Source organism: Pseudomonas sp. rhizo66 (assembly GCF_031931925.1).
In the GTDB taxonomy this organism is placed as follows: Bacteria; Pseudomonadota; Gammaproteobacteria; order Pseudomonadales; family Pseudomonadaceae; genus Aquipseudomonas.
In genome coordinates this window covers 16024-38998 of record NZ_JAUJWZ010000004.1, presented here as the reverse complement: position 1 = coordinate 38998, position 22975 = coordinate 16024, and the positions used below count along the sequence as shown (strand labels likewise).

The 22975-nt window shown below is 59.5% G+C and carries 17 protein-coding genes and 1 pseudogene; 4 read left to right on the top strand and 14 right to left on the bottom strand.

Going from position 1 to position 22975, the window contains the following annotated elements; genetic code table 11:
• Positions 1-17: 17 nt before the first annotated feature.
• Together QZR14_RS06085 and QZR14_RS06080 are read right to left on the bottom strand one after the other, a co-directional pair.
• Positions 18-305 carry an addiction module antidote protein gene (locus tag QZR14_RS06085; RefSeq protein WP_038360089.1) on the bottom strand — a complete coding sequence of 96 codons (288 nt, stop codon included), beginning with the start codon at positions 303-305 and terminating at the stop codon, positions 18-20.
• Positions 302-605, bottom strand: a pseudogene (locus QZR14_RS06080) (type II toxin-antitoxin system RelE/ParE family toxin). The gene QZR14_RS06085 and the pseudogene QZR14_RS06080 overlap by 4 nt, the downstream one beginning before the upstream one ends.
• A 116-nt stretch (positions 606-721) precedes the next feature.
• On the opposite strand from QZR14_RS06080, the gene QZR14_RS06075 reads away from it, so the two are divergent.
• Both QZR14_RS06075 and QZR14_RS06070 read left to right on the top strand, forming a co-directional pair.
• Complete coding sequence (locus tag QZR14_RS06075; RefSeq protein ID WP_311996120.1) at positions 722-1159, top strand: excinuclease; 438 nt, start codon at positions 722-724, stop codon at positions 1157-1159.
• A 267-nt stretch (positions 1160-1426) separates the two neighbouring features.
• Positions 1427-1819, top strand: a complete 393-nt coding sequence (locus QZR14_RS06070) for a hypothetical protein (protein WP_311996119.1) — start codon at positions 1427-1429, stop codon at positions 1817-1819.
• A 149-nt stretch (positions 1820-1968) separates the two neighbouring features.
• On the opposite strand, the gene QZR14_RS06065 is transcribed toward QZR14_RS06070, so the two are convergent.
• On the bottom strand, positions 1969-2865 hold the full coding sequence (locus QZR14_RS06065) for a LysR family transcriptional regulator (RefSeq protein ID WP_250602844.1): 897 nt from the start codon (positions 2863-2865) through the stop codon (positions 1969-1971).
• Positions 2866-2983: 118 nt separating this feature from the next.
• On the opposite strand from QZR14_RS06065, the gene QZR14_RS06060 reads away from it, so the two are divergent.
• Entirely contained in the window at positions 2984-4258 is a 1275-nt protein-coding gene (locus tag QZR14_RS06060) for an MFS transporter (protein ID WP_250602843.1), read from the top strand.
• A gap of 134 nt (positions 4259-4392) precedes the next feature.
• On the opposite strand, the gene hemE is transcribed toward QZR14_RS06060, so the two are convergent.
• The 11 genes from hemE to QZR14_RS06005 all read right to left on the bottom strand — a co-directional run bounded on the left by hemE (position 4393) and on the right by QZR14_RS06005 (position 20139).
• On the bottom strand, positions 4393-5460 hold the full coding sequence (gene hemE / locus QZR14_RS06055) for a uroporphyrinogen decarboxylase (RefSeq protein WP_016983859.1): 1068 nt from the start codon (positions 5458-5460) through the stop codon (positions 4393-4395).
• A 186-nt stretch (positions 5461-5646) separates the two neighbouring features.
• A complete protein-coding gene (locus tag QZR14_RS06050; RefSeq protein ID WP_007909438.1) occupies positions 5647-7065 on the bottom strand; it encodes an FAD-dependent oxidoreductase in 1419 nt (472 codons plus the stop codon).
• 33 nt (positions 7066-7098) lie between these two features.
• Positions 7099-11544, bottom strand: coding sequence for a glutamate synthase large subunit (gltB, locus tag QZR14_RS06045; RefSeq protein WP_311996118.1), 4446 nt, complete (start codon positions 11542-11544; stop codon positions 7099-7101).
• 349 nt (positions 11545-11893) lie between these two features.
• A complete protein-coding gene (locus QZR14_RS06040) occupies positions 11894-13483 on the bottom strand; it encodes an AAA family ATPase (protein WP_311996117.1) in 1590 nt (529 codons plus the stop codon).
• A 10-nt stretch (positions 13484-13493) separates the two neighbouring features.
• Positions 13494-14594, bottom strand: a complete 1101-nt coding sequence (aroB, locus tag QZR14_RS06035; protein WP_311996116.1) for a 3-dehydroquinate synthase — start codon at positions 14592-14594, stop codon at positions 13494-13496.
• A 152-nt stretch (positions 14595-14746) separates the two neighbouring features.
• Positions 14747-15265: a shikimate kinase AroK gene (gene aroK / locus QZR14_RS06030; protein ID WP_011332081.1), complete on the bottom strand. Its 519-nt coding sequence runs from the start codon at positions 15263-15265 to the stop codon at positions 14747-14749.
• A 4-nt stretch (positions 15266-15269) separates the two neighbouring features.
• Complete coding sequence (pilQ, locus tag QZR14_RS06025; RefSeq protein WP_311996115.1) at positions 15270-17351, bottom strand: type IV pilus secretin PilQ family protein; 2082 nt, start codon at positions 17349-17351, stop codon at positions 15270-15272.
• A 13-nt stretch (positions 17352-17364) separates the two neighbouring features.
• On the bottom strand, positions 17365-17892 hold the full coding sequence (locus QZR14_RS06020; RefSeq protein ID WP_250602838.1) for a pilus assembly protein PilP: 528 nt from the start codon (positions 17890-17892) through the stop codon (positions 17365-17367).
• Positions 17889-18512 carry a type 4a pilus biogenesis protein PilO gene (gene pilO / locus QZR14_RS06015; protein WP_099757776.1) on the bottom strand — a complete coding sequence of 208 codons (624 nt, stop codon included), beginning with the start codon at positions 18510-18512 and terminating at the stop codon, positions 17889-17891. The genes QZR14_RS06020 and pilO overlap by 4 nt, the downstream gene beginning before the upstream one ends.
• Positions 18509-19075 carry a PilN domain-containing protein gene (locus QZR14_RS06010; protein ID WP_311996114.1) on the bottom strand — a complete coding sequence of 189 codons (567 nt, stop codon included), beginning with the start codon at positions 19073-19075 and terminating at the stop codon, positions 18509-18511. The genes pilO and QZR14_RS06010 overlap by 4 nt, the downstream gene beginning before the upstream one ends.
• The gene (locus QZR14_RS06005; protein WP_250602836.1) at positions 19075-20139 is read right to left on the bottom strand and encodes a pilus assembly protein PilM; all 1065 of its coding nucleotides are present in this window, start codon (positions 20137-20139) and stop codon (positions 19075-19077) included. Before QZR14_RS06005 ends, QZR14_RS06010 begins: the two co-directional genes overlap by 1 nt.
• Before the next feature lie 219 nt (positions 20140-20358).
• Between QZR14_RS06005 and QZR14_RS06000 the strand changes: the two genes are divergently transcribed.
• The gene (locus QZR14_RS06000; RefSeq protein ID WP_442967385.1) at positions 20359-22803 is read left to right on the top strand and encodes a penicillin-binding protein 1A; all 2445 of its coding nucleotides are present in this window, start codon (positions 20359-20361) and stop codon (positions 22801-22803) included.
• The last annotated feature ends 172 nt before the right edge of the window (positions 22804-22975 follow it).

The following is a 22975-nucleotide window of genomic DNA, read 5'->3' as shown; positions in this document are numbered from 1 at the left end:
TTGTCATTCAGCCCGGATCAAGTACTGGCGTGTAACTTCAACCCTAACGCCTTCACCACTTTCAGGATTGTTCCGAACTCGGGGTTTCCTTCACCTGATAGTGCGCGGTAGAGGCTCTCTCGGGACAACCCTGCGTCACGTGCGACCTGAGTCATGCCTCGCGCTCTTGCTATGGTGCCAAGTGCCTTGGCGATAAAAGCCGGGTCATCTCCAGCCTCCTCCATGCAGGCGTCCAGATAGTTAGCCATGTCCTCTTCTGTCTTGAGGTACTCGGCTGAGTCCCAACGAGTGAATTTTTCGGTCATGGGTTTTGCTCCTGCCAGGACTCCGCGATGAGCCTGGCTTGCTTGATGTCTCGGGGTTGGCTGCTCTTGTCTCCGCCGCAAAGGAGGATGACCACTTGCCGACCTTGTTGCATGAAATAGACTCGATATCCGGGGCCATAGTCAATTCTGACTTCGCTGAGCCCTTCACCGATATTTGACATCGCCAAAATTTCCGTCAGCCATACGATCAATTCGCACCTGAATACGCATCCTGGCGCGACTATCAGCCAACTTTAAAAGCCAGCTGGAAAATGTGGAACTTCGAAGAATCTCAGTCATGGCCGAAGTGTAGCCTTTGAGCTACACATACTCCACACTGTTTTCTCTGTAGCAGATGTACGGTGTCTACACTCTTTGAATCAGCGAATGTTCATCGCTACGTCAAGGAGATGACCATGCAAGTGAAAGCCCTGATCGCCGCTGCGCTTTTCGCGCTACTGCCCAGTTCCAGCCACGCCACCAACCTGATGTACATGCCCTTCGAAACCGTGCTGTCGGATGCGATTCGCGCCGGGCGGCTGGATGGCAGTGTGAAATTCTATCTTCTCGGCAATGGGCCGCAGGGGACGCAGCAGTTGTTACGCCGAGGGGTGGTCAGTGATTTGAAGACCAATGGCTTCAACAAGAGTGACCACAACTCCTGCGAGTGGGTGCTGCAGTCGAATCTGATCAAATTGCAGGCCGATGCCAAGCGGGTCGGCGCGAATGCGGTGGTCAATATCGTCAGCTATTACGACCAGCATGTGCGCAAGGATTTGAATACGTACGAGTGCCGGGCGGGGATATTTGTCACGCGGGTGGCGTTGAAGGGGGATTTGGTCCACGTAGATTAACCTGAAATCACTTTGAAGCCATTGACCGGACACGGATTGATACTGCCGCAGAACGTATACGTTAATTATTCATCTGCTGATAAAAGCAATGCTTATATAGAAATCAACCAAAAAGCGCACAGCAACAAGAAATATATTCTTAAAACCTGTCAAGGTTGACAGGTGCGAAGGGAATCGAACTGTTTTATTTTCATTCTTCGCGAACTCATGCATTACAACCCAGAGAAAGATATCTTACTTTGCCAAAATCTACTGGAGTTCAGTTAAATGACCACAACCATAAAAGACGAAGCAGAACTTAAGAGCATGTTGGTATCATTGATGGTGCAAGCCACTAAAGACGCCAATAGCGCCAATCAAACATTTGAAGAGCAGGCAACATACATCTTCAACGTAAAACCCCGGCAGCAGGATCCGTTTTTTGAAATGCTTCACCGCCCATCCATAAAGGAATACTTATTGACGGCCAAGGTAACCGCCAGTGGCTCTTCGACCCCGATATCTCTCGACAAGTATATCGAGGACTTTCATTATGGCGACACCCACCCATCTACCATTGACACTGAAAAGGAAGTCATAACCACCCACAATTCAACCACAATGAGGTGCCGGATATTTATAAACCTAAATGTTATTAATAAATATCTGTTAGCTCAATAAAAATCTATTTCGCGGTTCTCGTGAGGTTACCTTGGTCGGCTCACTGAACTTATGTGCCTTCTACTTCGGGCTTCTTCTCGGGCAGGCTTGCTCCCACAGGTGACTTTGATCAAATGTGTGTAAGGCTGCTCGCGAAGGGCCATCAGCCCTCACAAAGGCTCGACCTTACGCGTAAGCAGTTCGACAAACGCCTTGGCCATCGGTGACTTCTGATCCTTGCGCTGCACCAGCCACACCGCAGAAACAGCCTCTGGATCCAGCAATGGTCGATAGACTACGCCGTCGATGCGCATCCGCTGATAGGACGCGGGCAGCACCGAAACCCCCAGCCCCGCTGCGACCAGACCGATAATGGTCATCGCCTCGCCCGCCTCTTGGGCGAAGTGCGGGCTGAATCCGGCATCGCGCGCCAGGCTCAGCAATTGCGCATAGAGCCCGCTGCCATAGCTGCGCGGGAAAAACACGAACGGTTCCAGCGCCAGCGCCGAGAGGAAAAGACCTTGGTCGCTGCCCTGGGCCAACGGATGCTTGGAACTGAGCACCGCCACTAACGGCTCGCGCATCAACTCAACCACGCTCAACGAATCCGGCAAGCCCAGCGGGCGCATGATCCCCACCTCGATCGATTGATCGAGCAGGGCATCGGCGACCATGGTGCTACTCATCTCGCGCAGGTTCAGATGCACCGCCTGAAAGCGCTGACGAAAGGAAAAAATCGCCTGCGGAATCGTCGAGTTGAACGGCGCCGACGAGGTAAAGCCGATCTTCAACTCACCCAGTTCACCCAGTTGCGCGCGTCGGGCGACGTCCGCCGCTTTATCCACTTGCGCCAGGACCTGCCGCGCCTCTTCCAGGAAGAGCCGGCCGGCCTCACTCAGTTCGACCCGACGATTGGTGCGCTCGAACAATCGCGCACCGACCTCCTGCTCCAACGCTTGAATCTGCTGGCTCAGCGGCGGCTGAGAAATCCCCAGCACCTGTGCCGCACGGCCGAAATGCAGTTCTTCGGCGACAGCGATGAAGTAGCGCAGATGACGCAATTCCATGGGAACCCCATTAGGTCGTTAAAGCTATCAAACAGGTCGAACAATATATTGGATAGAAACATTAGCCAGCTATATGATTTTTTCATTGCCTGCCTGGCCGTGCCCTCCGAGGTCTGAAGTGAAAACTGCTGTCGCGCCCCTTGCCCACGAAGTCCCGCCTGCTGCCGCGGACGATGTCGCCGCCGAGCTACAAGAGATCTACATCGAAAAAGGCACGCCGATGTTCATGCGCACGGTGCTGGCGCTGTTCAGCGGCGGGTTCGCGACGTTTGCCCTGCTCTATTGCGTGCAGCCGATGATGCCGCTGCTGTCCCACGAGTACGGGATCAACGCGGCGCAGAGCAGCCTGATCCTTTCGGTGGCCACCGGCATGCTCGCCATCGGTTTGTTGATCACCGGGCCAATTTCCGATCGGATCGGGCGCAAACCGGTGATGGTGACGGCGCTGTTCGCGGCAGCGCTGTGCACCATGGCCAGTGCAATGATGCCGAGTTGGGAAGGCGTGCTGATCATGCGCGCGCTGATCGGGCTGTCGTTGAGCGGGCTGGCAGCGGTGGCGATGACGTATCTGAGCGAAGAGATCCATCCGCAGCACATTGGTCTGGCGATGGGTTTGTACATCGGCGGCAACGCGATTGGCGGAATGAGCGGGCGCTTGATTACCGGGGTGTTGATCGACTTCGTCAGTTGGCACACGGCGATGCTGGTGATCGGCGGTCTGGCGATGATTGCCGCAGCGGTGTTCTGGAAAATCCTTCCCGAGTCGCGCAACTTCCGTTCACGCTCGCTGCACCCGCGCAGTTTGCTCGACGGCTTCACCATGCACTTTCGCGATGCCGGGCTGCCGCTGCTGTTTCTTGAAGCGTTCGTGCTGATGGGCGCGTTCGTCACGCTGTTCAACTACATCGGTTATCGCTTGCTGGCCGCGCCGTACAACCTCGATCAGGTGTTCGTCGGCTTGCTGTCGGTGGTGTACCTGTCGGGCATCTACAGCTCGGCAAAGATTGGTTCGCTGGCGGACAAACTGGGGCGACGCAAAGTGTTGTGGGCGACCATTGCGCTGATGTTTGCCGGCCTGGCATTGACGATGTTTACGCCACTGTTGCTGGTGATTGTCGGCATGTTGATTTTCACCTTTGGTTTCTTCGGTGCGCACTCGGTGGCGAGTAGCTGGATCGGTCGACGCGCGACCAAGGCCAAGGGCCAGGCGTCGTCGTTGTACCTGTTCAGTTATTACGCCGGGTCGAGTATTGCCGGGACGGCGGGCGGGGTGTTCTGGCATCTCGGCGGCTGGAACGGGATCGGCTTGTTTATCGGCGCGTTGTTGCTGGTGGCGCTGCTGGTGGCGTTGAAGCTGGCGAAGTTGCCGCCACTTGGCGGTGTGAAAGCTTAAAAGCAAAAGATCGCAGCCTTCGGCAGCTCCTACAGGGAAACGCGAATCCCAATGTAGGAGCTGCCGCAGGCTGCGATCTTTTGATCTTGATAAAACGCCCGGCATTTAGCCGGGCGTTTTTTATTGTGTCGCGATCACTCGTGATACTGCGCCGACAGCTCATGCACCGCGCGCAGGAACGCACCGGCATGCTCCGGATCAACCTCAGGCGTGATGCCATGGCCGAGGTTGAACACATGACCGCTGCCCTTGCCGTAGCTCGCCAGAATGCGCCCGACTTCAGTGCGGATCGCTTCCGGTTTTGCGTAGAGTACGGTTGGGTCCATGTTGCCTTGCAAGGCAACCTTGTCACCAACACGGGCGCGGGCGTTGCCGATGTCGCAGGTCCAGTCCAGGCCGAGCGCGTCGGCACCGGCGTCGGCGATGCTTTCCAGCCACAGGCCGCCGTTTTTGGTGAACAGAATCACCGGGACCTTTCGACCGTCGTGCTCGCGGATCAGGCCGCTGACGATTTTCTTCATGTAGGCCAGCGAGAATTCCTGGTACGCCGCCGCCGACAGGTTGCCGCCCCAGGTATCGAAGATCTGCACCGCTTGCGCGCCGGCCATGATCTGGCCGTTGAGGTACGAAGTCACCGATTGCGCCAGTTTATCCAGCAGCAGGTGCATGGCTTGCGGGTTGTCGTAAAGCATCGCTTTGGTCTTGCGGAAGTCCTTCGACGAGCCGCCTTCGACCATGTAGGTCGCCAAGGTCCACGGGCTGCCGGAGAAACCGATCAGCGGCACACGACCGTTGAGCTCGCGACGGATGGTGCTGACCGCGTCCATGACGTAGCCGAGGTCTTTGTGCGGATCAGGGATCGGCAGCGCTTCGATGTCAGCCAGGGTGCTGACGACTTTCTTGAAACGCGGACCTTCACCGGTCTCGAAGTACAGGCCTTGGCCCATGGCATCGGGGATGGTGAGGATGTCGGAAAACAGGATCGCCGCGTCCAGTTGTGGATAGCGGTCAAGCGGTTGCATCGTGACTTCGCAAGCGAATTCCGGATTCATGCACAGGCTCATGAAATCACCGGCCTGGGCGCGGCTGGCGCGGTATTCCGGCAGGTAGCGGCCGGCCTGGCGCATCATCCACACCGGGGTGACGTCAACGGGTTGCTTGAGCAGGGCGCGGAGGAAACGGTCGTTCTTCAGGGCAGTCATGTCGGCATCCGGAAAAAAAGTGCGGGCATTTTCTCAGAGCGCGAGGGAAAAGGCACGGATGCAGGTCAGCCTTTTGTCTATCGGGTCAATTTATTGCGTTGGAATGCAGACTTTGTGACGCCACAAAACACTGTGGGAGCTGGCTTGCCAGCTCCCACAGGTATTGCGGTGCAGCTTAAAACGGGTTTAGACGCCCAGGTAATCGAGGATCCCTTCGGCGGCATTGCGGCCTTCGAAGATCGCCGTCACCACCAGGTCGGAACCGCGCACCATGTCGCCACCGGCGAAGATTTTCGGGTTGCTGGTCTGGTGCTTGTACTGACCTTGCTCAGGCGCAACAACGCGGCCCTGGCTGTCGGTCTGGATCTCGAACTGCTCGAACCAAGGTGCCGGGCTCGGGCGGAAGCCGAAAGCGATAACCACGGCGTCGGCCGGGATGATCTCTTCGGAACCCGGGATCGGCTCTGGGCTGCGACGGCCACGGGCATCCGGTTCGCCTAGACGGGTCTCGACCACCTTCACGCCTTCGACCTTGTCTTCACCGACAATGGCGATCGGCTGGCGGTTGTAGAGGAATTTCACGCCTTCTTCCTTGGCGTTCTTCACCTCTTTGCGCGAGCCGGGCATGTTCGCTTCGTCACGACGATACGCGCAGGTCACCGATTTGGCGCCCTGACGGATCGACGTGCGGTTGCAGTCCATCGCCGTGTCGCCGCCGCCCAGCACCACAACCTTTTTGCCTTTCATGTCGACGAAATCTTCCGGCGACTTTTCAAAGCCCAGGTTGCGATTGACGTTGGCGATCAGGAAGTCCAGTGCGTCATAAACGCCTGGCAGGTCCTCACCGGCAAAACCGCCCTTCATGTAGGTGTAGGTGCCCATGCCCATGAACACCGCATCGTATTCGGCGAGCAGTTGTTCCATGGTCACGTCTTTGCCGACTTCGGTATTCAGACGGAACTCGATGCCCATGCCGGTGAAGACTTCGCGACGATTGCTCAGCACGGTCTTTTCCAGCTTGAACTCGGGGATGCCGAAGGTCAGCAGACCACCGATTTCCGGGTTCTTGTCGAACACCACCGGGGTCACACCGCCGCGTACCAGCACGTCGGCACAACCCAGACCCGCCGGGCCTGCGCCGATGATCGCGACACGTTTGCCGGTCGGTTTGACCTTGGACATGTCCGGGCGCCAGCCCATGGCGAACGCGGTGTCGGTGATGTACTTCTCGACCGAACCGATGGTCACCGCGCCGAAACCGTCGTTAAGGGTGCAGGCACCCTCGCACAGACGATCCTGCGGGCACACCCGGCCGCAGACTTCCGGCAGAGTGTTGGTCTGGTGCGACAGCTCGGCGGCCTGAAGGATGTTGCCTTCGGCCACCAGCTTCAGCCAGTTTGGAATGAAGTTGTGCACCGGGCACTTCCATTCGCAATACGGGTTGCCACAACCCAGGCAGCGGTGGGCCTGATCGGCCGACTGCTGGGGTTTGAACGGTTCGTAGATTTCCACGAACTCTTTCTTGCGTTGACGCAACAGTTTCTTCTTCGGATCCTTGCGCCCGACATCGATGAACTGGAAGTCGTTATTCAGACGTTCAGCCATTGTTAAAACCTCATCAAACTCTTCAGGCGCATATCACTGCGGGTTGGCACGAGTGCTGGAAAGCAACGACTTCAGGTTGGCAGCCTTAGGCTTGACCAGCCAGAAACGGCGCAGGTAGTCATCGAGGTTTTCGGCGAGTTCACGACCCCACTCGCTGTCGGTTTCCGCGACGTACTCGTTCAGCACGTTTTGCAGGTGGCTGCGATAGGCTTCCATCGCCTCGCCGCTGATCCGCTGGATTTCCACCAGTTCGTGGTTGACCCGGTCAACGAAGGTGTTGTCCTGATCGAGCACATAGGCGAAACCACCGGTCATGCCAGAGCCGAAGTTGTAACCGGTCTTGCCCAGAACGCAGACAAAACCACCGGTCATGTACTCACAGCAGTGATCGCCAGTGCCTTCCACAACCGTGTGGGCACCGGAGTTACGCACGGCGAAACGCTCGCCTGCGGTGCCGGCGGCGAACAGCTTGCCGCCAGTCGCGCCGTACAGGCAGGTGTTGCCGATGATGGCGCTTTCCTGAGTCTTATAAACGCTGCCCTTCGGCGGCACGATGGTCAGTTTGCCACCGGTCATGCCTTTGCCGACGTAGTCGTTGGCGTCGCCTTCGAGGTACATGTTCAGACCGCCGGCATTCCACACGCCGAAGCTCTGACCCGCCGTCCCTTTGAAGCGGAAGGTGATCGGCGCTTTCGCCATGCCCTGGTTGCCGTGCTTGCGCGCGATTTCGCCGGAGATCCGCGCGCCGATCGAACGGTCGCAGTTGCAGATGTCCAGATCGAACTCGGCGCCGCTCATGTCGTTGATCGCCGACGAAGCCATCTCGACCATTTTCTCGGCCAGCAGGCCTTGGTCGAACGGCGGGTTGCGCTCAACACCGCAGAACTGTGGCTTGTCTGCCGGGATGTGATCGCTGCCCAGCAGCGGGGTCAGATCCAGGTGATGCTGCTTGGCGGTCTGGCCTTCGAGGATTTCCAGCAGATCGGTACGACCGATCAGCTCTTCGAGGGAGCGCACGCCGAGCTTGGCCAGCCACTCACGGGTTTCTTCGGCGACGTAGGTGAAGAAATTCACCACCATGTCGACGGTGCCGATGTAGTGATCCTTGCGCAGCTTCTCGTTCTGCGTCGCAACGCCGGTGGCGCAGTTGTTCAGGTGGCAGATACGCAGGTATTTGCAGCCCAGCGCGATCATCGGCGCAGTACCGAAGCCGAAGCTTTCGGCGCCGAGGATTGCAGCCTTGATCACGTCGAGGCCGGTTTTCAGGCCGCCGTCGGTCTGCACCCGGACTTTGCCGCGCAGGTCGTTGCCGCGCAGGGTCTGGTGGGTTTCAGCGAGGCCGAGTTCCCACGGTGCGCCAGCGTATTTGATCGAGGTCAGCGGCGAAGCACCGGTACCACCGTCGTAGCCGGAGATGGTGATCAAGTCCGCATAGGCCTTGGCCACACCGGCGGCGATGGTGCCGACGCCCGCTTCCGCTACCAGCTTCACCGAAACCAGTGCCTTCGGGTTGACCTGTTTAAGGTCAAAGATCAGCTGCGACAAATCTTCGATCGAATAGATATCGTGGTGCGGCGGCGGCGAAATCAGGGTCACGCCCGGCACTGCGTAACGCAGCTTGGCGATCAGCCCGTTGACCTTGCCGCCCGGCAGTTGCCCGCCCTCGCCCGGCTTGGCGCCTTGCGCAACCTTGATCTGCAGCACTTCAGCGTTGACCAGGTATTCCGGGGTTACACCGAAACGGCCAGTGGCAACTTGCTTGATTTTCGAGCTCTTGATGGTGCCGTAACGTGCCGGGTCTTCACCACCTTCACCGGAGTTGGAACGCGCACCGAGGCGGTTCATGGCTTCGGCCAGGGCTTCGTGCGCTTCCGGCGACAAGGCGCCCAGCGAGATACCAGCGGAGTCAAAGCGCTTGAGCACCGATTCCAGTGGTTCGATTTCACTGATGTCGAGCGGCTTGTCGAGGGTCTTGACCTTGAACAGGTCGCGAATCATCGACACCGGACGGTTGTCCACCAGCGAGGTGTATTCCTTGAACTTGGCGTAGTCGCCCTGCTGCACGGCGGCTTGCAGGGTGTTGACCACGTCCGGGTTGTAGGCGTGGTATTCGCCACCGTGGACGAACTTCAGCAGACCGCCCTGCTGGATCGGCTTGCGCGGGCTCCAGGCTTCGACGGCGAGTGCTTTCTGCTCGGCTTCGATGTCGACGAAACGCGCACCCTTGATGCGGCTCGGCACGCCACGGAAGCTCAGGTCGCAGACTTCTTCGGACAGGCCGATGGCCTCGAACAGCTGCGCACCGCGGTACGAGGCGATGGTAGAGATGCCCATCTTCGACAGGATCTTCAGCAGGCCTTTGGTGATGCCTTTACGGTAGTTCTTGAACACCTCGTAGAGGTCGCCCAGCACTTCACCGGTACGGATCAGGTCGCCCAGCACTTCGTAGGCCAGGAACGGATAGACCGCCGAGGCGCCGAAACCGATCAGCACGGCAAAGTGATGCGGATCACGGGCGGTCGCGGTTTCAACAAGGATGTTGGAATCGCAACGCAGGCCTTTTTCGGTCAGGCGGTGGTGCACCGCGCCGGTCGCCAAGGATGCGTGGATCGGCAGCTTGCCCGGGGCGATATGGCGGTCGCTCAGAACGATCTGGGTACGCCCGGCGCGCACGGCTTCTTCAGCCTGATCGGCAACGTTGCGGATGGCCGCTTCGAGGCCGACGCTTTCGTCGTAGTTGAGGTCGATGATCTGCCGCTCGAAACCCGGGCGGTCGAGGTTCATCAGCGAGCGCCACTTGGCCGGCGAAATGACCGGCGAGCTGAGGATCACGCGCGAGGCGTGTTCCGGCGACTCCTGGAAGATGTTGCGCTCGGCACCGAGGCAGATTTCCAGCGACATCACGATCGCTTCCCGCAGCGGGTCGATCGGCGGGTTGGTGACCTGCGCGAACTGCTGGCGGAAGTAGTCGTACGGCGTGCGCACACGCTGCGATAGCACAGCCATCGGCGTGTCGTCGCCCATCGAGCCCACGGCTTCGTAGCCTTGCTCGCCGAGCGGACGCAAGACCTGATCGCGCTCTTCGAACGTGACCTGATACATCTTCATGTATTGCTTGAGCTGATCGACGTCGTAGAAGGCTGACCCATGGTCGTTGTCTTCCATGGTCGCCTGAATGCGCAGGGCATTCTTGCGCAGCCATTGCTTGTACGGATGACGGGACTTCAGTCGGTTGTCGATCGCATCGGTGTCGAGGATCTGCCCGGTTTCGGTGTCCACGGCGAAGATCTGGCCAGGACCGACACGGCCCTTGGCGAGCACGTCTTCAGGCTGGTAGTTCCACACGCCGATTTCCGAGGCGAGGGTGATGAAGCCGTTTTTGGTGGTGACCCAGCGCGCCGGACGCAGACCGTTACGGTCGAGCAGGCACACTGCGTAACGACCGTCGGTCATGACCACGCCGGCCGGACCGTCCCACGGCTCCATGTGCATCGAGTTGTACTCGTAGAACGCACGCAGATCCGGGTCCATGGTTTCGACGTTCTGCCACGCAGGCGGAATGATCATCCGCACGCCACGGAACAGGTCGATGCCACCGGTGACCATCAGTTCGAGCATGTTGTCCATGCTCGAGGAGTCGGAACCGACACGGTTGACCAGCGGGCCGAGTTCTTCCAGATCCATCAGATCGTTGGTGAACTTGGTCCGACGGGCCTGCGCCCAGTTACGGTTACCGGTGATGGTGTTGATCTCGCCGTTGTGGGCGAGGAACCGGAATGGCTGGGCCAGCGGCCATTTCGGCAGGGTGTTGGTGGAGAAGCGCTGGTGGAACACGCAGATCGCGGTTTGCAGGCGCTCGTCGCTCAGGTCTGGATAGAACGCGGCCAGGTCGGCCGGCATCATCAGGCCTTTATAGATGATGGTCTTGTGCGAAAAGCTGCAAATGTAGTGGTCGGAGTCGACGGCGTTGGCCACCGACGAACGACGACGAGCACTGAAAAGCTTGACCGCCATGTCCTGATCGCTCAGGCCTTCGCCGCCGATGTACACCTGCTCGATCTGCGGCAGGCGCTCAAGGGCCAGGCGGCCGAGGACGCTGGTGTCGATGGGCACTTTGCGCCAGCCGATCAGCTGCAGGCCTTCGGCAAGGATCTCGCGGTTCATGTTCTCGCGAGCGGCTTCGGCCTTGGCCGGATCCTGGTTGAAGAAGACCATGCCCACCGCGTATTGCTTGGGCAGCTCGACGCTGAAGGTTTCCTGGGCAATGGCTCGCAGGAACGCATCAGGCTTTTGAATCAGCAGACCGCAACCGTCACCGGTCTTGCCGTCGGCATTAATCCCACCGCGGTGGGTCATGCAGGTCAGGGCCTCAATGGCCGTTTGCAAAAGGGTATGACTGGGCTCGCCCTGCATATGGGCTATCAGGCCGAAACCGCAGTTATCCTTGAATTCATCTGGTTGGTACAGACCTGCTTTCATAGACACTTTCTCACCAGGCTGCCTCTTTTCGAGGCAAATTTCTTTTCAATTCAACCACTTGCATCCTGCGCCGAACGTACGCCGGCTTAGCGGGGGCAAAAGGGTGGTCATTGTACACAGCGACACAGAGGCTCACAAATTTGACGACGAAATGTCGCAAATTCATGTCGCATTTGTGAAAGGTTTAAAGCGATCTGCTGTGCTAGTCAAAACTTTTTTAATTTTGACCGCAACGACTCAAAGACTACTGTGACGCAGACACCACAAGGCACGCGACCTGGAAGGAAGCGCGCACTTGCAGAAATTTTGAGGTGCTTGGAGAGGCGGCCTGGGTAAGGCCGCCGAATCTTCAGCGAGTTGTTGCCAGTTCCTGTTGGACGCTGGCGACAGTGCGAGGCCAAGGTTTACCAGCCTGAACCTTCGCTGGCAAGGCCTTGATGGCAGAAACGGCTGCATCACGATTGGCGAAGTTGCCGTAGGTGATCACGTAAAGCGGTTTGCCGTTGAGGACTTTCTTGAAATAGCGGTACTCGCCGCCCTGCTCCTTGACGAAGTTTTGCGCGGCCGCTTCAGAGCTGGTGCCGAGGATCTGCACCACATAATTGCTGGTCGGCTGACCGGCGTACCAACTGCCACCGGCCGCTTTGGCGACGGTCACGGGTTTTTCGGCCGGTTTGGCAGCAGTGGCGGGCTTGGCCGGCGCTGGAGCCGGTTTCGCCGCTGGCGCTGCCGGAGCAGGCTTGGCGGTGGCGACTTGCGTCGGCGCTGGAGTCGGTTTGGCCGCCGGTACCGGCACCGGTGTCGGCGCAGGACCTGCCGGGACACCTGCCGGTGGTGCCGAAGTGGTCACGGTTGGCGGTGTGGCGCTGGAGCCTTCCAGAGGTACGCCGTCGTCGCCTTCGGTGATACCGCCAGCGGCTTCAGCCAACGGTCCGCGCATGACCGGTTGCGAGTTGCCGACCAGCGGCAACGGCATGGGCTGCGTATTGCCGGCGAACTCGACGTTCGGCGCGCCGCCATTGGCACCCTGCCCCAATGGCAACTGTGCCTGTTCATTGGCAGGAGCGCCGGTGGTTGGCGCCTTGTTGCGACCCGGCATCAACCAGGCGGCGGCGACCGCGACCACAACGACGGCGGAAATCGCCAATACGTGTTTCTTCGGCATGTTGAACCCCATACTTGGACGCTTGACCGCAGAGCGGCTGGCAATCATGACTTCGATCAGAGCATCGCGAGCGACCTGGTTGATGTTGCCCGGCCAACCCTCGGCACTTTCGTGAATATCAGAGATCTGATCCGCGGTGAAAAGTTCGACACCCCGGCCGGCACCTTCGAGCCGTTGGTCGAGATATTCGCGAGTCTCTTCTTCGGTGTACGGCTGCAACTCGATGACGTGGAAACGCTCTTCCTCAAGGTGCAAAGCCTCGAGCTGAGCGATCAGCGACGACTCACCGAACAGGAACACATGCGGGCGACCTTCCGGTGCGCCGGCACCCAGCGCCATCAGCGCCTCGAGAGCGGACTCGTCGAGTTGCTCGGCGTCGTCCACCAGCAGATAGACTTCCTGACCGGTCAGCGCGAGTTGCACCACCTGATCCAGAATCGCGCCGACTTCGGCCTGGGCCACGTTCAGCGCCTGAGCGACCTGACGCAGCACGCCCGCTGCATCGCCGGCACCACGGGCGGAAACCACCACGCTCTGCACCGATTGCTTGTTGGTGCTGGCGACCAGCGCCTGACGCAGCAAAGTCTTGCCGCTGCCCTGCGGGCCAGTGACCACCAGCAGCAACTGGCTGTAACGCGCCAGATGATGCAGTTGACCCAGCACCGGTTTGCGCTGGGCCGGGAAGAACTTGAAGCCCGGCACGCGTGGTGCGAACGGGTCATGACTTAACTGGAAATGGCCGAGGAACGCCTCGTCGGCATGCAAACTAGTCATCGGAATCTTATTAACCTTTAAGCTGAGCCAGGGCGCGGTAATCCGCTCCCAGCGTGGCCTGTAGAACCTCTTTCGGATAATCGTCGGTCACTACCGCTTCGCCCATCCGGCGCAGCAGCACCAGGCGCAGACGACCGTCGATCACTTTTTTGTCGATTGCCATGTGTTGAAGAAAATCAGCCTCGGTCATTTCAGTCGGCGGCACCACCGGCAGACCGGCGCGCTGGAACAAACGAATGCCGCGATCACGCTCCTCATCACTGATCCAGCCCAGACGCGCGGACATGTCCAGCGCCATCACGGTGCCAGCCGCGACCGCTTCCCCGTGCAACCAGACACCATAGCCCATGTGGGTCTCGATGGCGTGGCCAAAGGTGTGGCCGAGGTTGAGCGTGGCGCGTACGCCGGTTTCCTTCTCATCGGCGCCAACCACCGCTGCCTTGGCTGCGCAAGAACGCTCGATCGCATAAGTCAGGGCTTTCTGGTCCAGCGCGCGCAGGGCATCGACATTGTCTTCGAGCCAGGTCAGGAACGGCTCGTCGCAGATCAGACCGTACTTGATGACTTCAGCCAGACCGGCGGACAGCTCACGCTCTGGCAGGGTTTTCAGGGATGCCGTATCGATCAGCACCACATTCGGCTGGTAGAACGCGCCGACCATGTTCTTGCCCAGCGGATGGTTGATGCCGGTCTTGCCGCCCACCGACGAATCGACCTGGGACAGCAGGGTGGTAGGAATCTGGATGAAGTCGACGCCGCGCTGGTAGCAGGCGGCGGCGAAACCGGCCATGTCGCCAATCACACCGCCGCCAAGAGCGATCACAGTGGTGCGGCGATCATGACGGGCGGTCAGCAGGCCGTCGAAGATCAGTTGCAGGGTTTCCCAGTTCTTGAAGGCCTCGCCGTCCGGCAACACCACAGAAATCACCGAGAACTGCGCCAGGCTGCGGGTCAGACGTTCAAGATAGAGCGGCGCAACGGTCTCGTTGGAGATGATTGCCACCTGCCGCCCATGGATATGCGGCGCCAGCAGCTCGGGCTGATCCAACAAACCTTCGCCAATATGAATCGGGTAGCTGCGCTCGCCTAGATCGACCTTGAGTGTCTGCATGTGTCCCCACAGTGAAGATGGAAGCAGGCGTCCTGCCCTGAATTATTGGTTGTCTGCGGCCTATAGCGGGTATGACGCCGCTCGCACACCATCCGCCACAACCTCGGCGGGCTGTGACAGGACGCCGAGGATAGCGCATTTCGAGCGATGCTTTAACGGGGAGGAAGTTGCGCCAGACGATCGAGAATGTCGAGCACCACCATGCGTGGTGGCCGTTCGTCGGTTTCCACCACCAGATCGGCGATTTCCCGATAGAGCGGATCGCGGATCGCCAGCAAGTCGCGCAGGGTCTTTTCCGGATTGGCGGTGCGCAGCAACGGCCGATTGCGATCGCGCGACGTGCGGCCGACCTGCTGTTCCACGGAGGCGTGCAAATACACCACTCGCCCCCCCTCATGCAGGGCCTTGCGATTGGCATCACGCATCACCGCGCCACCGCCGGTCGCCAACACCACGCCATCGAACGCGCACAGCTCGGCGATCATCGCCTGCTCACGGTCACGAAAGCCGGGTTCGCCTTCCTTGTCGAAGATCCACGGGATATTGGCGCCCGTGCGCAGTTCAATTTCCTTGTCGGAATCTTTGAACGGCAGGCGCAGCTCTTTGGCCAGCAACCGGCCGATGGTGCTTTTTCCAGCGCCCATCGGTCCTACAAGAATCAAATTTCGCACAGAATCAACGACTCACAGCAATCGCCTGGTTATTCATGATACGTGGTGTGAGAAATACCAGCAGCTCGGATTTTTTCTCCGAAACCACATCACGCCGGAAAAGGCGGCCAAGATACGGCACATCGCCAAGAAATGGCACCTTATCTACGACCTTGCTTTGAGTATTTGAGAAAACGCCCCCAATCACGATGGTTTCGCCGTCATTGACCAGCACCTTGGCGTTGACCTCGTTTTTCTTGATCGGCGGTACATCCTGCACTTTGTTCAGGTAATCCGGTTCGTCCTTCGTGACCTTGACCTCCATGATGATGCGGTTGTCGGGGGTTATCTGCGGGGTGACTTCCAGTGACAGCGAGGCCTCCTTGAACGACACCGACGTCGCGCCGCTGGAACTGGCTTCCTGATACGGAATCTCGGTGCCTTTGAGGATTTTTGCGGTCTCTTTGTCGGAGGTGACCACCTTCGGCTGCGAGACGATTTCACCGTTGCCGGTCTTCTCCATCGCGGTCAGCTCGAGATCGAGCAGCACGTTATCGGTGATGAAGGCGATGCCGATCCCTGAGGTATTGCCCACCGTACCCATGTCGACGAACGGCGAGTTGGTGCTGGTGCTGCCCGGCGTACCGATGGTGGTCGATGTGCCGTTGCTCACACCCGAGGTGTTCCAGTTGCCCTTGTTCTGGATCGACCCGCCCCAGCGTACGCCCAGGCTTTTGTCGTAATCGACGTTGGCCTCGACAATCCGTGCCTCGATCATCACCTGACGCACCGGAATATCCAGCTGCGCCACGATCCGCCGCAGTTCGTCGAGGCGATCCTGAGTCTGGTAGGCAATGATGTTGTTGGTCCGCTCATCGACGGTAATCGAACCGCGTTCGTCGATTTTTGCTTCGGCGCTGGTCACCGACTGAAACAGCTTGGCGATGTCCGCCGCCTTGGCGTAGTTCACTTGCAGCAGTTCGCGGCGCAACGGCGCCAGTTCGGCGATCTGCTTCTGCGACTCCAGTTCCTGACGCTCGCGGGCAGCGATTTCGTCGGCCGGAGCCACCAGCAGCACATTGCCGATCTTGCGTTTATCCAGGCCCTTGGTTTTCAACACCAGATCCAGGGCCTGATCCCATGGCACATTTTGCAGACGCAAGGTGATGCCACCCTGCACCGTGTCGCTGGCAACCAGATTGAGGTTGGTGAAGTCGGCGATCAGTTGCAGTACCGAGCGCACATCAATGTCCTGGAAGTTCAGCGAGAGCTTTTCACCAACGTACGCCTGGCGGTCAGCGTTACGCTTTTGCAGGTCATCGACAGTCATCGGGCGGATGCTGACGGTCAGTTTGTTGTCGGTCTGGAAGGTGGAGTACTCATAGGTGCCACTGGGTTCAATCGTAATAACCGTGCGATCAGCGGTTACCCCGGCATTGACGAATTGCACCGGGGTGGCGAAATCCTTGACGTCGAGGCGTACCCGCAGCTTGTCCGGCAACTGCGTGCGCGCGAAGCTGAGGATGATCTTGCCGTCATGCTCCTGGATATCCGGGGCTATGGTCGGATCGGACAGATCGATGACGACATTGCCTTCACCTGCCGTTCCACGCTGGAAGTCCACACCGCGAATCGCCCGGCTTTTCGGCACAAATGCCTTGGCGGGCGCAGCCGCTTTCGCGGTAGCGCGCGGTGCAGCGGCAACAGAACGCGGCGCGATGGCCGGTGCGCCCTGACCGACCACCACGAACAGATTATTGCCCTCAACCCGCGTGGTGTACGGTGCCAGTTGCGTCAGGCTGACAATCAGCCGCGTGCGCTCCTTGGCCTCAACCACCGTGGCCGTGCGTGCATTGCCGCTGCCCAGATCAAGGCTCTTGCTGGCCAACTGACTGGCGACGCCGGGCAGATCCAGGGCAATCCGCGCTGGTGATTCGGTGGTGTAGCCCTTGGGTTGTGGCGGTGGGCCGTCGAACGACAACTTCAGCTCGATGCGATCACCCGGCAACGCCGCCACGTCCAGCGTCTTCAGATTGGCCGCGAGTACCATCGGCGACATCAGCGCTATCCATAGCGAAAAACCGAGGGTGGAGAAAATCCTGTTCATTATTCGACTTCCACTATGAGTGCTCTTTCAAAGGAATGGTGCGCGGACGCTCCAGCCAGGCGCCTTCGCCGTCGGGCACGATCTCGACCACATCGACCTGGGTGGCGCTGATGGCAACGATGCGACCGTCGTTGCGCCCCAGGTAATCGCCGACCTTCAAGCGATGCACACCGCCAGCGCCGCGCAACAACGCGAAGGAGCCGGAAGCATTGGCAATCGTGCCGACCATCTCGAACTGCTCGATGTTGAAACCTTCGAGGTATTGCTTGACCCGGTTAGGGTCGGGTTTGACATTGCGCGAGCCGTGCTTCTGCCCGGCCAGATCGACGCGCACCTGGCGCGAGAACGGACTGCGCAAGTTGGCAGCGCTGTAAGTGAATGTTGGGTAAGACCGGAATGTCGGGGTTGGTTCAATCCTGCCTGCCGGGCGCAGGCGCACTTCGTTCATATAGGCGTCGAGATCACTGAAGTCATCGCTGCCACCACAACCGTTCAGCGCGAGCAGCGTCATCGACAACGCGATGTAACGAATCGGGCTCATTTCTGCAGCCCCTTGTCGTTATAGCGATAGGTCTTGGCAAGGATGCTCATGCGCAGCTTCGGCCCGCCCTCTTTATCGGCAGGAGCGAGTTCGAAATCATGCAAGGTGACAATGCGCGGCAGCCCGGCCACGCCACTGACGAAAGTGGCCAGGTCGTGATAGGCGCCGGTGACGGTGATCTGGATCGGCAGCTCGATATAAAACTGCTGAGTGACCTCCGGCAGCAGCTTGATCTCCTCGAACTCCAGGCCACTGCCCAGACCGGTGCGGGTGATGTCTTCGAGCAGGCCCGGCACTTCGGTGTCACTGGGCAATTGGCGCAACAACACGCCGAAGGTGTTTTCCATCTCCTTCATTTGCTGGGTGTACAGCTCAAGGTTGGCTGACAGGCGCGCCTTGCTGGCGAACTGTTCCTTGAGCGTGGCTTCTTCCTCGCGCTTGGCCTCCAGCTGGTTTTCCAGGTCACTGATGAAAAAGTTATAGCCAAGCGCCAGGACCAACACCATCAACAGCGCCCCGGCGATGGCTTTCACTGCCGCCGGCCATGAGCCGATGTTGCTGGTATCAAGATCGTTGAAATCGATGTCGCGCAGACTTTCCAGCCACTCGGACGGCTTCATTGCTCGTCCTCCACGGTGCGGGGCTGGCTCTGTCGTACCGTCAGCTCAAAGGTGTTGGCCTGATCCACCTGGCCTGCAGTCGTCGCTTTCACCTCATTGAGACTCGGCGCATCGAACCACTCGGAAGCCTCCAGATTGCGCATCAGGTCCGAGACCCGGTTGTTCGATTCCGCAGCGCCACTGATCGACAGGGTTTTGCCGACCATCTTCACATCGGTGAAATACACCCCGTCCGGCAGCGTGCGCGCCAGTTGATCGAAGATGCGCCCGCTGATCTGCCGGTTGCCCTGCAAGTCCTGAATGATGCGCATGCGCTCGACCAGTTGCTGGCGACGGGCCTTGAGATCGCTGATCTGTTTGATCCGTTCGTCGACCACGGCGATCTGCTTGCCGATGTAGTCGTTGCGCGCCACTTGCCGCTCGATGGCGGCACTGATGATTTGATCGGCAATCAGCACTGCGCCGACCGAGCCGACCACCACGCCGATCAAGGCCAGCAGAAAGCGTTTGCGCCGCTCTTCGCGACGTTCTTCGCGCCACGGAAGGAGGTTGATCCGCGCCATCAGTCAAAACTCCTGAGCGCGAGCCCGCAGGCGATCATCAGCGCCGGCGCATCACTGGCCAGCGCACCGGCATTGACCTTGCTGCTCAAGGCCATGCTGGCGAACGGGTTGGCCACTTGCGTCGGCGTACTCAGGCGCTGCTCGATCAAACGATCAAGTCCCGGCACCGACGCCGTGCCGCCGGCCAGCAGAATGTGATCGACCGCGTTGTACTGCCCGGAAGCGAAGAAAAACTGCAAGGAGCGCGACACCTGTTGCACCAGCGCCTCACGAAACGGCTGCAAGACCTCGCTGATGTAATCATCGGGCAGACCGCCCTGCTTTTTCGCCAGCCCCGCTTGTTCGAGGGTCAGGCCATAGCGGCGCTGGATTTCCTCGGTCAGTTGCCGGCCGCCGAACAATTGCTCGCGGGTATAGATGATCTTGCCGTTGTGAAGGACGCTGAGGGTGGTCATGGTCGCGCCGATATCGACCACCGCGACGGTGAGGCGCTCCTGAGAAGCCGCCAATTGCGTGGCCAGCAAGCCGAAGGAGCGCTCCAAGGCATAGGCCTCGACATCGACCACCCGTGCCGTCAGCCCGGCGAGGGCCAACGCCGCTTCGCGGACTTCGACGTTTTCCTTACGACAAGCGGCCAGCAGCACGTTGACCCGCTCAGGGTTGCGCGGCGACACGCCCTGGACTTCAAAATCGATGGCAACTTCGTCCAGTGGATAGGGAATGTACTGGTCGGCTTCGATCTTCAGCTGGTTTTCCAGCTCGTCGTCGGACAGCCCGGCGTCCATCTCGATGATCTTGGTGATCACGGCGGAACCGGCCACCGCGACGGCCACGCTCTTGAGCCCGGTGCGCGCCTTGACCAGCACACGGCTCAGGGCCTGACCGACGCCTTCAAGTTCGGCGATGTTCTTTTCGACCACGGCATTGACCGGCAATGGCTCTACCGCATACGCCTCGACCCGGTAACGATCACCCTGACGGCTCAGTTCCAGCAGCTTCACTGACGTGGAACTGATGTCGATCCCCAGTAACGTATTGGCCTTTTTATTGAAGAGTCCCAGCACTACCAATTCCCTATGACTTTCCGTGAGTTACGGACTCTGTAATACGCATTGCGTTCCTTCACCCCGTCTTGACAGAAGCGCAAATGACGCCCCCAGCAGAAAAGTGCTTATAATGCCCAGCGTTTTTTTCCGCTTTTTACTGCAAGCGCGGATGGTTCTGTGTGTAGCCGGAGCCCCGTCGCCAAATTCATTCTTTGCCCTGGATGTCCAAAAGCCTTGATTCGTCTGCTGAAATTTTTCGGTTGGTCCATCGTCGCCGTTTTCTGCGGACTGCTTTTAGGTCTCAGCGGCGCGTTTCTTTACCTTAGTCCGGGTTTGCCGTCTGTGGAGGCCCTGCGAAGCATTCAGTTGCAGATTCCGCTGCGGGTCTACAGCAGCGACAACAAGTTGATCGCAGAATTTGGCGAAATGCGCCGTACACCGATCCGTTTCGCCGACATTCCCCCCAATTTCATTAATGCGTTACTAAGTGCTGAAGACGACAATTTTGCCAACCACTATGGTGTCGATCCGAGCAGCCTGATGCGCGCCGCGACCCAACTGGTCAAAAGCGGGCACATTCAGTCTGGCGGTAGCACCATCACCATGCAGGTGGCGAAGAACTTCTTCCTGACCAGCGAACGCAGCTTCTCGCGCAAAACCACGGAAATTCTTCTGGCGCTGCAGATCGAGCGGCAGCTGACCAAGGATGAAATCCTTGAGCTGTACGTGAACAAGATCTATCTGGGCAACCGCGCCTATGGCATCGAAGCAGCGGCGCAGGTGTATTACGGCAAGTCGATCCGAGATGTCAGTCTGGCGCAGATGGCGATGATCGCCGGCCTGCCGAAGGCGCCGTCGCGCTTCAACCCGCTGGCCAACCCGGCGCGCAGCAAAGAGCGCCGCGACTGGATCCTCGGGCGCATGTACAAGCTCGGCAAGATCAGCGAAGCGGACTACACCGCGGCGATCAACGAGCCGCTGAACGCCAGCTATCACGTGCCGACCCCGGAAGTGAACGCACCGTACATCGCTGAAATGGCCCGCGCCGAAATGGTCGGCCGTTATGGCAGCGACGCTTACACCGAAGGTTTCCGCGTCACCACCACGGTGCCGAGCAACCTGCAGGAAATGGCCAACACCGCGCTGCACGAAGGTTTGATGACCTACGACCAGCGTCACGGTTACCGCGGCCCCGAGTCGCGCCTGCCGGGCAAGACACGCGAAGCGTGGGCCAGCGAACTGACCAAGCAGCGCACCATCAGCAGCCTGGAGCCGGCCATCGTCACCCAGGTCGACAAGAACGGCCTGCAAGTGCTGACCCGCACCGGCGAAGAACACGTCGCCTGGGACACCATGAAATGGGCGCGACCGTTCCTCAACACCAACAGCATGGGCGCCAATCCGCGCCAGCCGTCGGATGTGGCGCAGGTCGGCGATCTGGTTCGCGTGCAGCGTCAGAAAGACAATTCGCTGAAGTTCAGCCAGATTCCGCAGGCACAAGGTGCGCTGGTGTCGCTGGATCCGCAGAACGGTGCGATTCGCTCGCTGGTCGGCGGTTTTGCCTTCGAGCAGAGCAACTACAACCGCGCGATGCAGGCCAAGCGTCAGCCGGGCTCGAGCTTCAAGCCGTTCGTCTACAGCGCTGCGCTGGATAGCGGCTACACCGCCGCCACGCTGGTCAACGACGCGCCGATCGTGTTCGTCGACGAGTACCTGGACAAGGTCTGGCGTCCGAAGAACGACACCAACACCTTCCTCGGCCCGATCCGCTTGCGCGAGGCGCTGTACAAGTCGCGTAACCTGGTGTCTATCCGCTTGCTGCAGGCGATGGGCGTAGGCAAGACCATCGACTACATCACCCGTTTCGGCTTCAACAAGCAGGATCTGCCGCCCAACCTGTCGCTGGCGCTGGGCACTGCAACGCTGACGCCGATGGAAATTGCGACCGGTTGGAGTACGTTCGCCAACGGCGGCTACAAGATCACCCCGTACATCATCGACAAGATCGAAAGCCGTAACGGCGACACGCTGTTTCTCGCCAACCCGCCAACCGTGCCTCAGGGCGGTTCGGCGACGGACGGTTTCGCCGCGCCGGATACTCAATCGTTCACGGTCAATGCCGCGCCGGTTCCGGGCGAAGCCCCGGGCAACGCAGCTGTGCCACAAGCACCCGCCGTCGCGGAACGTATCGTCGATGGGCGCACCACGTACATCCTCAACAGCATGTTGCAGGACGTGATCAAGCTCGGCACCGGCCGTCGCGCACTGGCCATGGGCCGCAGCGATATCGCCGGTAAAACCGGTACTACCAACGAATCGAAAGATGCCTGGTTCTCCGGTTACAACGCCGATTACGTCACCACCGTGTGGACCGGTTTCGACCAGCCAGAAAGCCTCGGTCGTCGTGAATTCGGCGGCACCGTGGCGCTGCCGATCTGGATGAACTACATGTCGGCTGCGCTGAAGGACAAGCCGCCGCACGTGCAGCCTGAGCCGGAGGGCATCCTCAGCCTGCGGGTGGACCCGGTCAGCGGCCGGGCGGCGACACCGAGCACGCCGGGCGCGTATTTCGAACTGTTCAAGTCTGAGGACACACCGCCGTCGGTGAACGAGCTGGGTAATGGCGCCGTACCGGGCAGCCCGCTGCCGGCGGATGAGCAGGCGCCGATCGATTTGTTCTGATCCAGCGCCATTGAAAAGCCCCGCCTTCGTGAGAAGTGCGGGGCTTTTTTATGGCTGAAGATCAAGAGCCCCTCACCCTAGCCCTCTCCCAGTGGGAGAGGGAACTGATTGGGGGATGCTGGTGAGGGATGCCGACCTGAACGTGCTGTGTTGAATCCATAGGCGCTAATGC

What these genes read in the sequence shown, in the direction of transcription:
- QZR14_RS06085 (WP_038360089.1), bottom strand. Translation starts at nt 305, where the DNA reads ATGACCGAAAAATTCACTCGTTGGGACTCAGCCGAGTACCTCAAGACA.
- QZR14_RS06075 (WP_311996120.1), top strand. Translation starts at nt 722, where the DNA reads ATGCAAGTGAAAGCCCTGATCGCCGCTGCGCTTTTCGCGCTACTGCCC.
- QZR14_RS06070 (WP_311996119.1), top strand. Translation starts at nt 1,427, where the DNA reads ATGACCACAACCATAAAAGACGAAGCAGAACTTAAGAGCATGTTGGTA.
- QZR14_RS06065 (WP_250602844.1), bottom strand. Translation starts at nt 2,865, where the DNA reads ATGGAATTGCGTCATCTGCGCTACTTCATCGCTGTCGCCGAAGAACTG.
- hemE (WP_016983859.1), bottom strand. Translation starts at nt 5,460, where the DNA reads ATGACTGCCCTGAAGAACGACCGTTTCCTCCGCGCCCTGCTCAAGCAA.
- QZR14_RS06050 (WP_007909438.1), bottom strand. Translation starts at nt 7,065, where the DNA reads ATGGCTGAACGTCTGAATAACGACTTCCAGTTCATCGATGTCGGGCGC.
- gltB (WP_311996118.1), bottom strand. Translation starts at nt 11,544, where the DNA reads ATGAAAGCAGGTCTGTACCAACCAGATGAATTCAAGGATAACTGCGGT.
- QZR14_RS06040 (WP_311996117.1), bottom strand. Translation starts at nt 13,483, where the DNA reads ATGACTAGTTTGCATGCCGACGAGGCGTTCCTCGGCCATTTCCAGTTA.
- aroB (WP_311996116.1), bottom strand. Translation starts at nt 14,594, where the DNA reads ATGCAGACACTCAAGGTCGATCTAGGCGAGCGCAGCTACCCGATTCAT.
- pilQ (WP_311996115.1), bottom strand. Translation starts at nt 17,351, where the DNA reads ATGAACAGGATTTTCTCCACCCTCGGTTTTTCGCTATGGATAGCGCTG.
- QZR14_RS06020 (WP_250602838.1), bottom strand. Translation starts at nt 17,892, where the DNA reads ATGAGCCCGATTCGTTACATCGCGTTGTCGATGACGCTGCTCGCGCTG.
- pilO (WP_099757776.1), bottom strand. Translation starts at nt 18,512, where the DNA reads ATGAAGCCGTCCGAGTGGCTGGAAAGTCTGCGCGACATCGATTTCAAC.
- QZR14_RS06010 (WP_311996114.1), bottom strand. Translation starts at nt 19,075, where the DNA reads ATGGCGCGGATCAACCTCCTTCCGTGGCGCGAAGAACGTCGCGAAGAG.